Raw genomic sequence first — 13,256 nt, 5'->3', positions numbered from 1 at the left:
GCGCTGCACGGCGCCGCCGCCGCGCTGCCGTCGCTGCCGCCGGCCCCGGCCGTGCCCGACATGGGCTTCCTGCACTTTGTCGCGCAGAGCGACTTCGTGGGCAAGAGCCTGTTCATCATCCTGATCCTGATGTCGCTGGTGACCTGGTACCTGATCCTGGTCAAGGCCGCCAGCAACGTCAGCATGCGCAAGCGTTCGGCCGACTTCCTGAACAAGTTCTGGAACGCCAGCTCGCTGGAGCAGGTCGAGCACGAAATCAGCACGCATGGCGCGCGCGATCCGTTCTCGCACCTGGCCAGCCACGCCATGCACGCGCAGGCGCACCACAACAAGTTCGGCGCAACCAAGCTGGAAGAGTCGGGCAGCAATTCCGATTTCGTCACGCGCACCATGCGCAAGGTCATCGACGAAGAAACCGCCAAGCTGGAAAACGGCCTGACGGTGCTGGCGTCGGTGGGTTCGACCGCTCCGTTCGTCGGCCTGTTCGGCACGGTGTGGGGCGTGTACCACGCTCTGGTGGGCATCGGCCTGTCCGACGGCGTGACCATCAACCGCATCGCCGGTCCGGTGGGCGAAGCCCTGATCATGACGGGCCTGGGCCTGGCCGTGGCCATTCCCGCGGTGCTGGCTTACAACACCTTCGTGCGCAACAACCGCGTGTTCCTGTCGCGCCTGGATGCGTTTGCCCATGACCTGTTCGCGTTCCTGACCACCGGCCAGCAAGTGTCGCTGTCCGACGGCAAGGTGCGCGCGCTGCGCCGCCAGAACGGGAACGGCGCCGCGGCTCAACGCGGGAGCGAATAATGGCCTTTGGCAGCTTCGAGGGTAAAGGGTCCGGGAGCCATACGGTTTCCGAGATCAACATGGTGCCCCTGATCGACGTCATGCTGGTGCTGCTGGTGATCTTCATCATCACGGCGCCGCTCCTGGCGCACTCGATCAAGATCAACATGCCCCAGGTGGCCGCCGAGCAGATCGAGGAAGAACCCAAGACCGTGGACCTGGCGATCGATGCCAGCGGCGCGCTGTTCTGGGACGAAAAGCCGGTCAATATCGATGACCTGCCGAACCGCTTCAAGTCGATCGCCGGCACCAAGCCGCAACCGGAAATCCGCATTCGCGCCGACCAGAACACCCGCTACGAAACGCTGGCCAAGGTCATGGCCTCGGCTCGCCGCTCGGGAATGTCGCGCATCGGGTTCGTCACGACGCCGCCCTCGGGCGGGGCCGCAGCGACCGAAGCGCCGGCTGCGGGTGCTGCCCCGGGCGGGGCCACCCCGGCGCCTGCCGGGGCACCGTCCGGCCGGTGAACGGATCCTGAGAGAAAGGGGCGCATTTCGCGCCCCTTTTTTTTCGGATCGCGCTAGAATCGCGGCATGCGAGTACTGGTAATCGAAGACGACACCACCCTGGGCCACGCGCTCCAGGAATTCCTGGCCGACCAGGGTTATGCGGTCGACTGGCTGACTGAAGGCGACCGTGTCCTGGGCGCTTTGGCAGGCCAGCCGTATGACCTGATGCTGCTCGACCTCAATCTGCCCGGCATGAGCGGGCTTGATGTGCTGCGGCAATTGCGCCAGGACGGCAATCAGGTTCCGGTGCTGATCCTCACGGCGCGCGACGGCATTGAAGACCGCGTCGCAGGCCTGGATGCCGGCGCCGACGACTACGTCACCAAACCTTTCGAACTGCCCGAGCTGGCGGCACGCGTGCGCGCCTTCGGCCGCCGCCGCGCCGGTCAGGCGCAGCCGCTGATCGAAGTGGGTCCCCTGGTGTTCGACACGGTTGGCCGCGAAGTCCGCGCCAATGGCCAGCGCCTGTCGCTGTCCGTGCGTGAGCTCTCCGTGCTGGAGATGCTGATGGCCCGCGTGGGCCGCGTCGTGACCAAGCGCCAGATCGTCAACTCGTTGTCCGCCTGGGACGCCGATTTCAGCGAAAACGCCGTCGAAGTGTATGTGTACCGCCTGCGCAAGCGCCTGGAAGGCACGGGCGCCAGCATCCAGACGGTGCGTGGCTTCGGCTACATGCTGGATGTGGAAACGGCCTGACGGGCCGGTCGCGGCCGGCATGCTCCGGCTGCGCGCTTCCATCCGCTCAAGCGAGGGTATCGCGTCATGACGCAGGAACGCACTCCTTCCGCTCTTCCGGCAGCAGCACGTCCCTTGCTCCCTTCACGCTCGCTGGCGCGGCATCTGGTGATACGCCTGATGCCACCGATCCTGCTGCTGGTCCTGCTGGACCTGGCTGCAACCTGGGTCATCACCCACAAGATCGACATGTCGCTCTGGATGCTGGAGGATTTCTTCTGGCTGATGGTGGTGGGGCAGGTGGCGCTGATCGCCTTGTTCACCTGGGTGGTTGTGCAGGGCGTGCGCTCCGGACTGCGGTCCGTGAACCACTTGTCCGAAGAGATCCGCCAGCGTTCCATTGACGACATGCAGCCGCTGGAAGTGGCGGGCGTGCCGGTAGAGATCGAACCGCTGGTGACCCACACCAATGACCTTCTGCTGCGGCTGGACGCCTCGCTGGCGGCGCAGCGCCGCTTCATCGGGCATGCCGCCCACCAGTTGCGCACCCCCTTATCGGGCCTGAGGCTTGAATCCGAGCTGATGCTGGCCCGCCCCTTGCCTGACGACGTGCGGGCCCGTGCCGAGCGCATCAAGGCCGTCAGCGACCGCATGATCCGGCTGGGCCAGCAGTTGCTGGTGCTGGCGCGCGCCGACCCCAATGCCCGTCCCCAGGACAGCTTTGTGCGCATCGACCTGTGCGAATGGGTGCGGGTGCACGGCGCCGAGTGGTTTCCCCGGGTGCGCGAGGCGCGGTACGAGCTGGACCTGGTGGCGCCCGACGCGCCCATCTGGATCGACGCCGACCCCTTGCTGCTGGCCGAACTGCTGAGCAACCTGATCGACAACGCCCTGCGCTACGGCAACGAGACCGGCCGCATCACGCTGATCGTGGGCGCCAATCCCCCGTCCCTGACGGTCGAGGACGACGGGCCGGGCATTCCCCCCGACGAGCGTGACCGCGTGTTCGAGGCTTTCTACCGGTCGCCGACCGCGACGGCCGGCGGCTCGGGCCTGGGTCTGGCGATCGTGCGCGAGATCGCGCACGCACACGGCGCCTGGTGGAAGCTGACCAGCCGTCCCGATTTTTCCGGCACACGGCTGTCCGTCGTGTTCCCCGGCCCCCGCAAAGGGGCCCAACTTACTCGTCAAGAACCCACATCATGAGCCAAGCCACGGCTGGTGTTCCTTCATCGCCCGGGGCGCATGCGGGAGGCGCGCACGCGCCCTCGTCGCGCGCGGCGCTCATCATGGGCGCGCTGGGCGTGGTGTATGGCGACATCGGCACCAGCCCGCTGTACACCCTGCGCGCCTGCCTGACGGGCTTGAGCGTGCATACCGACCTGGAGCCGGCGCATCTGCTGGGCGTGCTGTCCATCCTGTTCTGGATGCTGATGGTGGTGGTGTCCCTGAAGTACGTGACGTTGGTGCTGCGCGCCGACAACCGCGGCGAAGGCGGCACGCTGGCGCTGCTGGAATTGGCGGTGCGCAATCGTGAAGGCAAGATGCGCTGGGTGCTGATCGTGCTGGGCATTTTTGGCGCGGCGCTGTTCTATGGCGACAGCATGATCACGCCCGCGATCTCCGTGCTGTCGGCGCTGGAAGGCATCGGGATCGTGTCGCATACGCTGGACCGGTGGGTGGTGCCGATCGCGCTGGTCGTGCTGGTGGCGCTGTTTGCGATCCAGTCGCATGGCACGGGCGTGATGGGCAAGCTGTTCGGTCCGGTGATGCTGGTGTGGTTCGGCACGCTGGCCGCACTGGGCGCCTGGCAGATCTGGCAGACACCGGAAGTGCTGTCGGCCTTGAATCCCATGTGGGGCCTGCGCTTCATCGTCGAATTTCCGCTGATCAGTTTCGTGCTGCTGGGCGCGGTGGTGCTGGCGTTGACCGGCGCCGAGGCGCTCTACGCCGACATGGGCCACTTTGGCCGCCCGGCGATCCGCAGCGCCTGGTTCAGCATGGTGCTGCCGGCGCTGACGCTGTGCTATTTCGGCCAGGGTGCGCTGCTGCTGCGCGACCCCACGGCGATCCGCAACCCGTTCTTCATGATGGCGCCCGAGTGGGGCTTGGCGCCGCTGGTGGCGCTGGCCACCATCGCGACGATCGTGGCATCGCAGGCGGTGATCTCGGGCGCCTATTCGGTGACGCGCCAAGCGGTGCAACTGGGCTTCTGGCCGCGCATGCAGATCCTGCATACGTCGGCGGTGGAAAAAGGGCAGATCTACTTGCCGCAGGTCAATGCGCTGCTGCTGTGCGCGGTGCTGGTGCTGGTGCTGCTGTTCCGCAATTCGGACAACCTGGCCGCCGCTTACGGCTTTGCGGTGACGGGCACGATGCTGACGACGTCGGTGTTGGCCTTCGCGGTGCTGCCGCGCGGCTCCACGGGCGTCAAGCGCATGCTGTGGTTTACGGTGCTGGGCTTTTTGCTGCTGTTCGACGTGCTGCTGTTTTCGGCCAACGTGTTCAAGATCCATGAGGGTGGCTGGCTGCCGCTGCTGGTGGCGATTGTGGTGTTCACGCTGATGATGACGTGGCGCCGCGGCCGGCATCTGCTGTCGGACATGCAGCATCGCGACCGGCAGCCGCTCAAGGAATTCATGGAACAGCTTGAGGAATATCCGCCGTCGCGGGTGCCGGGCACGGCGATCTTCATGACAATGAATTCGGGCAACGTGCCGCCGGCGCTGCTGCATAACCTGAAGCACAACAAGGTGCTGCACGACCATGTGCTGTTCCTGACGATCCTGGTGGCGGATGTGCCGTATATCTCGCCCGAAGAGCGTTTCGTGGTGAAAAAGCTGAGCGCGTCCAGTTGGACGGCGACGATCAACTACGGGTTCAAGGAAGATCCGGACGTACCCGAGGCGCTGCGGCTGGTGGCCGAGGCGTATCCGGAGCTGGATCTGGAACCGATGCGCACGTCTTACTTCCTGTCGCGGCAGACGGTGGTGGCGGCCAGGAAGCCGGCGTTGTGGCGGTGGAGAAGGGCGGTGTTTTCCTTCATGGCGCGGAATTCGACGCGGAGTACCAAGTTTTTCAAGATTCCGGCGAATCGGGTGGTGGAGATGGGGATGCAGGTGGAGTTGTAGTCTTTTTTTCTGCTGGGCGTTGTTGGTTCTTAAGACGCCCGGCCTGGCGGCGGCGCGGCAAGCGCGGGTCAACGATTGCGGTCCGGAGCCTTCGCTCCGGACTCCCCCGTCGTCATCTTCGTCACTGCCGCTGGCAGTTCCTTCAGATTCCCTCGGGCTTATCGACTCCCCGGGCTTGCCGCGCCGCCGCCAGGCCGGGCTTTGGTGGTTGGAACCTGACGTCGGCCGGGGCGGGTGGGGTGCTTGGGGTTCTGGCCTACAAGTGGGTGGTGGTGGAGGGTCTTGCGGGGCCCGCGCCAGGCCGGCCGCGCGGGCGGCCTTTTGGCGCTTACGCGGTGTCTTGCGTCGAGGTGGGGGCGCTTCGCGAATGTGTGCGTGGGACCGTAGGATGGGTGGAGCGCGGGGAAACTCTCCGCAATTGATCTGGTGCCCAGCGCGCGTAACCCATCAAGCTGCCGTCACCCCACGACGATCCCCAACGAATATTCAGATTGCGCCGGCGCCGCCATGACGCCCGCACAATAAAAAAGCCCCTCGGGTTCGCCGAGGGGCTTTTTTTTCGGGTGGAAGAATTACTTCTTCTTGCCGTCGTCCTTCAGCTGCGGCAGCGAGGTGCCGCTGGAGGCCAGGAGGCCGGTCTTGACGTAGGTGAACAGCTTTTCGCGGGTGTCGACGATGTCGAGGTTTCGCATGGTCAGCTGGCCGATGCGGTCTGCCGGAGTGAAGGGGGCGTTTTCCACCTTTTCCATGGACAGGCGCTCGGGGGCGTACGTCAGGTTGGCCGATTCGGTGTTCAGCAGCGAATAGTCGTTGCCGCGGCGCAGTTCGATGGTGACTTCGCCGGTGATGGCGCGGGCGACCCAGCGTTGGGCGGTTTCGCGCAGCATGATGGCTTGCGGATCGAACCAGCGGCCTTGGTACAGCAGGCGGCCCAGCTTGCGGCCGTTTTCGCGGTACTGCTCGATGGTGTCTTCGTTGTGGATGCCGGTGACCAGGCGTTCGTAGGCGATGAACAGCAGGGCCAGGCCCGGGGCTTCGTAGATGCCGCGGCTCTTGGCTTCGATGATGCGGTTTTCGATCTGGTCGCTCATGCCCAGGCCGTGGCGGCCGCCGATGCGGTTGGCTTCCAGCAGCAGTTCGACCGGGTCGCTGAATTCCACGCCGTTCAGGGCGACCGGCTGGCCTTCCTCGAAGCGGACGGTGACTTCTTCAGCCTTGACGGCCACGTCGTCGCGCCAGAACGCCACGCCCATGATGGGCTTGACGATGCGGATGCCGGAGTTCAGTTGCTCCAGGTCCTTGGCTTCGTGGGTGGCGCCCAGCAGGTTGGAGTCGGTGGAGTAGGCTTTTTCGGCCGACATCTTGTAGTCGAAGCCGGCTTGGCGCATGTATTCGGACATTTCCGAACGGCCGCCGAGCTCGTCGATGAAGCGCTGGTCGAGCCAGGGCTTGTAGATCTTCAGGTCCGGGTTGGTCAGGAGACCGTAGCGGTAGAAGCGCTCGATGTCGTTGCCCTTGAAGGTGCTGCCGTCGCCCCAGATGTTGACGTTGTCTTCCTTCATGGCGGCCACCAGCATCGTGCCGGTGACTGCGCGGCCGATCGGGGTCGTGTTGAAGTAGGTGATGCCGGCGGTCGAGATGTGGAACGCGCCGGCTTGCAGGGCAGCGATGCCTTCGGCCACCAACTGCGCGCGGCAGTCGATCAGGCGGGCGTTTTCGGCGCCGTAGGCCAGGGCCTTGCGCGGGATCTCGTCGTAATCGGACTCGTCGGGCTGGCCCAGGTTCGCGGTGTAGGCGTACGGGATGGCGCCGTTATTGCGCATCCACAGGAGCGCTGCGCTGGTGTCGAGGCCGCCGGAAAAGGCGATGCCGACCTTCTGGCCGGTGGGAAGGTTCGGGAGGATAGTGGTCATTGTTTGAGGTGAGACGCCAACAGGACTTTGACAGCAACGAGCCGCCAAACAAGAAAGGTGACGGCATTTTAACTCTTTTGCCCGGGCGGGGCGGCGCAGCCGGGCAGGCAGGCCGCGTGGATGCGGCGGATGGCCGGGTTCCGTCCCCGGCGGCGGCGCCGAACCTGTCCGAATTGTCAGGATCCGGACAGCGTGGGGTCCCTCATGCCTTCCTACAGTGGGGGCGTACTGACTGTCGGCCGCATCGGCGGCGCTGAAAATGAACACTGGAAAGCGGATCGCGCCGCGCTGGGCGGTGGCCGGGCTGGCGGCCCTGTTGGGCCTGGCCGGCTGTGCGGCCGGCCCGGACTACCAGCGTCCCGCGATGGACCTGCCGGGCGGCTACAAGGAATCGGGGCCATGGAAAACGGCCCAGCCCGGCATGGTGGACGGGTCCCGCCCCTGGTGGGAAGTGTATGGCGACCCGACGCTCAGTGGCCTGATCGTGCAGGCCAATGCCGCCAACCAGACCATTCAGCAGGCCCAGGCGCAGTACCGGCAGGCGCGCGCCGCCGCCGATGCCGCCCGGGCGGGTTTCTGGCCCACCGCAGGCGTGAACGCGTCGGCCCAGCGGGCGCGGGCAAAGAGCAATGGCGTGACGGGGGTGTCCAACGGCTATGCCGCCGCGCTGGACGTGTCCTGGGAGCCCGACCTGTGGGGCGCGGTGCGCCGCCAGGTCGAAGCCAGCGATGCGTCGACGCAAGCCAGCGAGGCCAGCCTGGCCGCGGCCCGGCTCAGCATCCAGGCCGCCGTGGCGCAGGACTACCTGCAACTGCGGGCGGTGGACCGCGAGAAAGACCTGTACGCCCGCACGCTGGATGCCTACACGCGCACGCTCAAGCTGACGCAAAGCCAGTACGACGCCGGCGTGGCGTTGCGCTCGGACGTGGCGCAGGCCGAAGCGCAGTTGAAGACCGCAGAAGCCCAGTCGATCGACCTGGACGCGACCCGCAGCCAGCTGGAACATGCCATCGCCATCCTGACGGGCCGGGCACCTGCCCAGTTCAGCCTGCCGCCCGTGCCGGCGGGCCAGCCCTGGATATTCCAGGTGCCTCCGGTGCCTACCGGCTTGCCGTCGGACCTGCTGGAGCGGCGGCCGGACATCGCCGCGGCTGAGCGCGATGTGGCGTCGGCCAATGCGGGCATCGGGGTGGCGCGCGCGGCGTATTTCCCGTCGCTGGTGCTGTCGGCAAGCGGCGGCTTCGGCGCCGCCAGCTTTGCACAATGGTTCAACGCGCCCGGCCGCGTCTGGTCGCTGGGCGCGCTGCTGGCCGAAACGGTATTTGACGGCGGGTTGCGCAAGGCCCGCGACGCGCAGGCCGTGGCGGTCTTCGATGCCAGCGCCGCGCAATACAAGCAGACGGTGCTGGGCGCCTTCCAGGAAGTGGAGGACAACCTGTCCACCTTGCGCGTGCTGGATGACGAAGCGCGCGCGCAGGACGACGCGGTGACGGCGTCGCGGTTGAGCGAGCGGCTGGCCCTGGCGCAATACCGGGCCGGCACGACCACGTTTCTGACCGTGGCCGTCGCCCAGGCGCTGACCCTGTCCAACGAACGCACCGCCGTGCAGCTGCGAGGCCGCCAACTGGTGGCCAGCGTGGCGCTGATCAAAGCCGTTGGCGGCGGCTGGAACGCCGATGCGCTCAATACCCCCGATGCGCAAGCGCTGGCGATCGCCGGCCAACCGCAAGCTGCAAGCCAACCTACCGAGAACGAGTGAGTCCATGGACAAGGCGGTGACTTCCCCCAATCGACGCGCAGGATTGCGCGCAGGCGTCGTGGCGCTTGCCGTCGTGGCCTGTGTGCTGGCGGTCTGGCTGTTCCTGCGCGGCCGCGCCGCGCCGCCCGCCGCGCCCGAGCCGGTGGTGCCGGTGGCGACGACGTCCGTGCGCCAGCAAGACGTGGCGCGTTATTTGACGGGCGTGGGCACGGTGACGGCGGCGGCCAGCGTGACGGTCAAGGCGCGCGTGGACGGGCAACTGGACAGCGTGGGTTTCGTCGAAGGGCAGGACGTGAAGGCCGGGCAGGTGCTGGCCAATATCGACCCGCGCGCCTTGCAGGCCCAACTGGCGCAGGCGCAGGCGCAGCGGGCGAAGGACCAGGCGACGTTGCTGAACGCCCGCCTGGACTTGCAGCGCTACACCCGTCTGCAGCGCGAGGACGCCGCCACGCAGCAGACGCTGGACGCGCAGCGCGCGCTGGTGGCGCAACTGGAGGCCGCGACGCAGACCGATGACGCGCAGATCAGCTATGCCCGGGTGCAGCTGGACTACACGCGCATCGTGGCGCCGATCGCGGGCCGGGTAGGCGCGCGGCTGGTGGACCCGGGCAATATCGTGCATGCAGCCGACGCGAACGGCCTGGTCGTGATCAACCAGATCGATCCGATCACCGTGCAGTTCTCGCTGCCCGAAGAGTCGGTGCCCGCGATCAACGCCGCCATGGATCGCGGGCAGCCGCTGCCGGTGGTGGCCTATGCGCGCGACAGCAACGAACCGCTGGAAACCGGAACGCTGGTGTTGCTGAACAACCAGATCGACACCACCACCGGTACGGTGCAGCTCAAGGGCCGCTTCGACAACCCCCGCCACCGTCTGTGGCCGGGCCTGTATGTGAACGCCCGGCTGGTGCTGGACGCGCACGAAAGCGCGCTGACCGTGCCGGTCGCCGCCGTGCAGCGCAGCCAGACCGGCACCTACGTGTACGCGGTGGATGGCGATGGCGTGGCGCAGCCCCGTGCCGTGAAGGTCGAGCGGATGCAGGACGGCGTGGCGGTCATCCAGGATGGCCTGAGCGTCGGGCAGCGCGTGGTGGTGGACGGGCAGTACAAGCTGAAGCCGGGCAGCAAGGTGCGCGAGCTGGCGGCGGCTTCGGCGCCGGCCGCGGCGGGGAGTGCGAAATGAGCATCTCGGCCAATTTCATCAAGCGGCCCATCGGCACGTCGCTGCTGGCGCTGGCGATCCTGCTGGTAGGGATCGCGGCTTGGCCGCTGCTGCCCGTGGCGCCGTTGCCGCAGGTGGACTTCCCGACGATCCAGGTGCAGGCCAACCTGCCTGGCGGCAGTCCGGAGACGATGGCGTCCAACGTGGCGCAGCCGCTGGAGCGGCAGTTTTCGCTGATCGCCGGCCTGTCGCAGATGACCTCGGTCAGCGCCATCGGCAACACGCAGATCACCTTGCAGTTCGACCTGAACCGCAGCATCGATTCGGCGGCGGTGGACGTGCAGGCGGCCATCAACGCCGCCACCGGGCAGTTGCCGGCGAACCTGCCGAACCCGCCGACGTTTCGCAAGGTCAACCCCGCCGATGCGCCCATCATGGTGATGGCGGTGCAGTCCGACACGCTGCCGCTGATCCAGGTGAACGATTTCGCCGACAACATCCTGGCCCAGCAGATCTCGCAGATTTCCGGCGTGGGGCTGGTGAACATCGGTGGCCAGCAAAAACCCGCGGTGCGGATCCAGGTGGATCCGGGCAAGCTGTCGGCCCTGGGCCTGAGCCTGGAAGACATCCGGGGCGTGATCGCCACCACCACGGTCAACCAGCCCAAGGGCACCATCGACGGCGCGCGCCAGAGCTTCACCACCTATACCAACGACCAGTTGCTGTCGGCCGCGCAGTGGAACGACATGGTGCTGGCCTACCGCAACGGCGCGCCGATCCGGGTGCGTGACGTCGGCGTGGCGGTGGACGGGCCCGAGAACACCAAGCTGGCAGGCTGGGCCTACGCGGGCAAGGCCTCGCCGCCCGACAACACGATCACCAACGGCCGGTCGATCGTGCTGCAGATCAGCAAGCAGCCGGGTGCCAACGTCATCGAGACCGTGGACCGCATCCGCGCGGCGCTGCCTCGACTGGAGGCGTCAATCCCGCCGTCGGTGCACGTGAACACCATCATCGACCGCACCCAGACGATCCGGGCCTCAGTCACGGACGTGGAATTCACGCTGACGCTCACCATCATCCTGGTGGTGCTGGTGATCTTCCTCTTCCTGCGTAACGTGGCAGCTACCCTGATCCCGTGCGTGACGGTGCCGCTGGCGCTGATGGGCACGGCCGCCGTGATGTACGTGGTGGGCTTCAGCCTGGACAACCTGTCGTTGATGGCGTTGACGATCGCCGTCGGCTTCGTGGTGGACGACGCCATCGTGATGCTGGAGAACGTCTACCGGCATGTGGAGGCCGGCATGTCGCCGATGGAGGCCGCCTACAAGGGCGCCGGTGAAATCGGCTTCACCATCGTGTCGATCTCGGTGTCGCTGATCGCCGTGTTCATTCCGCTCTTGCTGATGGGCGGCATCGTCGGGCGCCTGTTCCGCGAGTTCGCCGTGACGGTGACGCTGGCCATCGTGGTGTCGGTGCTGGTGTCGCTGACGCTGACGCCGATGCTGTGTTCGCGCTACCTGAAGGACCATCACGGCGAGCGGCATGGCCGCCTGTACCAGTTGTTCGAGCGCGGCTTTGACGCCATGCTGCACGGCTACGAGCGCGGGCTGAAGCTGGTGCTGCGGCACCAGTTCGCCACGCTGTGCGTGTTCCTGGCGACCGTCGCCTGCACGGTGGCGCTGTTCATGGTGATCCCGAAGGGCTTCTTCCCGCAGCAGGACACGGGCTTCATCTTCGGCTTTGCGGAGTCGGCGCAGGATTCGTCGTTTTCGCTGATGAACCAGCGCATGATCCAGATGGCCGACGTGATCCGGCAGGACCCGGATATTGCCAGCTTCGGGTTCAACGGCAGCCAAAGCACGTACAACACCGGCAACTTCTATATCGGCTTGAAGCCCAAGGACGAAGGCCGCACCGCATCCGCCGACGAGGTGATCGCGCGGTTGCGTCCGCAGTTGGCCAAGCTGGAAGGCGTGACGCTGTTCATGCAGGCCGGGCAGGACATCAATGTGGGCGGGCGCTTGTCGCGCACGCAGTACCAGTACACGTTGACCGATTCCAGCCTGGACGAACTGAACGTCTGGGCGCCGAAGCTGCTGACGGCGTTTCGGGGCTTGCCGCAACTGACCGATGTGGCGTCCGACCAGCAGAACGCGGCGGCCACGGCGTCGTTGACGATCGACCGCGCGCGGGCGTCGTCGTTCGGCATTTCGCCCGCGCTGATCGACGCCACGATCTACGACGCGATCGGCCAGCGCCAGGTGGCGCAATATTTCACGCAGATCAACAGCTACCACGTGATCCTGGAGGTGACGCCCAAGCTGCAACAGGACCCCAGCTTGTTCTCGAAGCTGTACCTGACCTCGCCGCTGACGGGCCAGCAGGTGCCGCTGTCGACCTTCGTGAAGCTGGATACCGACAAGACGGCCTATCTGTCTATCAGCCACCAGGGCCAGTTCCCGGCCGTGACCATCTCGTTCAATCTGGCGCCGGGGGCGTCGCTGGGCGATGCCGTGCAGGCGATCCAGCAGGCGCAAAGCGGGATGGGCGCGCCCGCCAGCCTGGCGGGCGCCTTCCAGGGCACGGCCAAGGCCTTCGGCGATTCGCTGTCGACCCAGCCCTACCTGATTGCGGCGGCGCTGATCGCCGTCTACATCGTGCTGGGCCTGCTGTACGAAAGCTATATCCATCCGCTGACCATCCTGTCCACGCTGCCGTCCGCGGGCGTCGGCGCGCTGCTGATCCTGATGGCGGGCGGGTATGACCTGAGCGTGATTGCGCTGATCGGCATCATCCTGCTGATCGGCATCGTGAAGAAGAACGGCATCATGATGATCGACTTCGCGCTGACCGCGGAGCGCGAGCACGGCATGGCGCCGGCCGAGGCGATCTACCAGGCTTGCGTGCTGCGCTTTCGCCCCATCATGATGACGACCATGTGCGCACTGCTCAGCGGCCTGCCACTGATGCTGAGCCATGGCCAGGGGTCCGAGCTGCGGCGGCCGTTGGGGTATGCAATGGTGGGCGGCCTGATCGTGTCGCAGGCGCTGACCCTGTTCACGACGCCTGTCGTCTACCTGTACCTGGACCGCGCACACTACTGGTACATGGAACGCAAGGCGGCGCGGGCGGCCAGGAAGGCGGCCAGGACGGCCACGGCGAACGGGGCGAGTGGGACGAGTGGGGCGAACCCGCCCGGGATCGCGCCGCCGGACGGACTTGAGTCAAAATAGGGGTCAACCGTAGGGCTTGCGGGGCGGC

General features: G+C 66.5%; 9 protein-coding genes. 8 read left to right on the top strand and 1 reads right to left on the bottom strand.

From position 1 onward, the window contains the following. The 5 genes from AC27VE_RS19650 to AC27VE_RS19630 all read left to right on the top strand — a co-directional run. The coding region (locus tag AC27VE_RS19650) for a MotA/TolQ/ExbB proton channel family protein (protein WP_488704743.1) at positions 1 to 804 on the top strand (804 nt) is incomplete at its 5' end. Next, the gene (locus AC27VE_RS19645; RefSeq protein WP_006224932.1) at positions 804 to 1,310 is read left to right on the top strand and encodes an ExbD/TolR family protein; all 507 of its coding nucleotides are present in this window, start codon (positions 804 to 806) and stop codon (positions 1,308 to 1,310) included. The genes AC27VE_RS19650 and AC27VE_RS19645, both read left to right, overlap by 1 nt. 66 nt (positions 1,311 to 1,376) lie before the next feature. After that, positions 1,377 to 2,048, top strand: a complete 672-nt coding sequence (locus AC27VE_RS19640; RefSeq protein WP_006218435.1) for a response regulator transcription factor — start codon at positions 1,377 to 1,379, stop codon at positions 2,046 to 2,048. Positions 2,049 to 2,207: 159 nt separating this feature from the next. Further along, on the top strand, positions 2,208 to 3,233 hold the full coding sequence (locus AC27VE_RS19635; RefSeq protein ID WP_006224931.1) for a sensor histidine kinase: 1,026 nt from the start codon (positions 2,208 to 2,210) through the stop codon (positions 3,231 to 3,233). After that, complete coding sequence (locus AC27VE_RS19630; protein WP_006224930.1) at positions 3,230 to 5,158, top strand: potassium transporter Kup; 1,929 nt, start codon at positions 3,230 to 3,232, stop codon at positions 5,156 to 5,158. The genes AC27VE_RS19635 and AC27VE_RS19630 overlap by 4 nt, the downstream gene beginning before the upstream one ends. A gap of 572 nt (positions 5,159 to 5,730) precedes the next feature. Here AC27VE_RS19630 and argG read toward each other — a convergent pair. Continuing rightward, the gene (gene argG / locus AC27VE_RS19625) at positions 5,731 to 7,071 is read right to left on the bottom strand and encodes an argininosuccinate synthase (RefSeq protein ID WP_006224929.1); all 1,341 of its coding nucleotides are present in this window, start codon (positions 7,069 to 7,071) and stop codon (positions 5,731 to 5,733) included. 259 nt (positions 7,072 to 7,330) lie between these two features. On the opposite strand from argG, the gene AC27VE_RS19620 reads away from it, so the two are divergent. Genes AC27VE_RS19620 through AC27VE_RS19610 form a run of 3 tightly spaced genes read left to right on the top strand, consistent with a single transcriptional unit; the run spans position 7,331 to position 13,228 of the window. Further along, entirely contained in the window at positions 7,331 to 8,830 is a 1,500-nt protein-coding gene (locus AC27VE_RS19620) for an efflux transporter outer membrane subunit (RefSeq protein WP_488704742.1), read from the top strand. Positions 8,831 to 8,834: 4 nt separating this feature from the next. Beyond that, positions 8,835 to 10,013, top strand: coding sequence for an efflux RND transporter periplasmic adaptor subunit (locus AC27VE_RS19615; RefSeq protein WP_488704741.1), 1,179 nt, complete (start codon positions 8,835 to 8,837; stop codon positions 10,011 to 10,013). After that, positions 10,010 to 13,228, top strand: coding sequence for an efflux RND transporter permease subunit (locus AC27VE_RS19610; RefSeq protein WP_488704740.1), 3,219 nt, complete (start codon positions 10,010 to 10,012; stop codon positions 13,226 to 13,228). Before AC27VE_RS19615 ends, AC27VE_RS19610 begins: the two co-directional genes overlap by 4 nt. Positions 13,229 to 13,256 lie beyond the last annotated feature (28 nt).

Source organism: Achromobacter sp. 18P8.1.1, assembly GCF_057799415.1.
Note: the sequence above shows the minus strand (reverse complement) of the source record. Positions and strands in the feature narration are given on the sequence as shown.

What these genes read in the sequence shown, in the direction of transcription:
- AC27VE_RS19620 (WP_488704742.1), top strand. Translation starts at nt 7,331, where the DNA reads ATGAACACTGGAAAGCGGATCGCGCCGCGCTGGGCGGTGGCCGGGCTG.
- AC27VE_RS19640 (WP_006218435.1), top strand. Translation starts at nt 1,377, where the DNA reads ATGCGAGTACTGGTAATCGAAGACGACACCACCCTGGGCCACGCGCTC.
- AC27VE_RS19635 (WP_006224931.1), top strand. Translation starts at nt 2,208, where the DNA reads ATGCCACCGATCCTGCTGCTGGTCCTGCTGGACCTGGCTGCAACCTGG.
- argG (WP_006224929.1), bottom strand. Translation starts at nt 7,071, where the DNA reads ATGACCACTATCCTCCCGAACCTTCCCACCGGCCAGAAGGTCGGCATC.
- AC27VE_RS19610 (WP_488704740.1), top strand. Translation starts at nt 10,010, where the DNA reads ATGAGCATCTCGGCCAATTTCATCAAGCGGCCCATCGGCACGTCGCTG.
- AC27VE_RS19615 (WP_488704741.1), top strand. Translation starts at nt 8,835, where the DNA reads ATGGACAAGGCGGTGACTTCCCCCAATCGACGCGCAGGATTGCGCGCA.
- AC27VE_RS19630 (WP_006224930.1), top strand. Translation starts at nt 3,230, where the DNA reads ATGAGCCAAGCCACGGCTGGTGTTCCTTCATCGCCCGGGGCGCATGCG.
- AC27VE_RS19645 (WP_006224932.1), top strand. Translation starts at nt 804, where the DNA reads ATGGCCTTTGGCAGCTTCGAGGGTAAAGGGTCCGGGAGCCATACGGTT.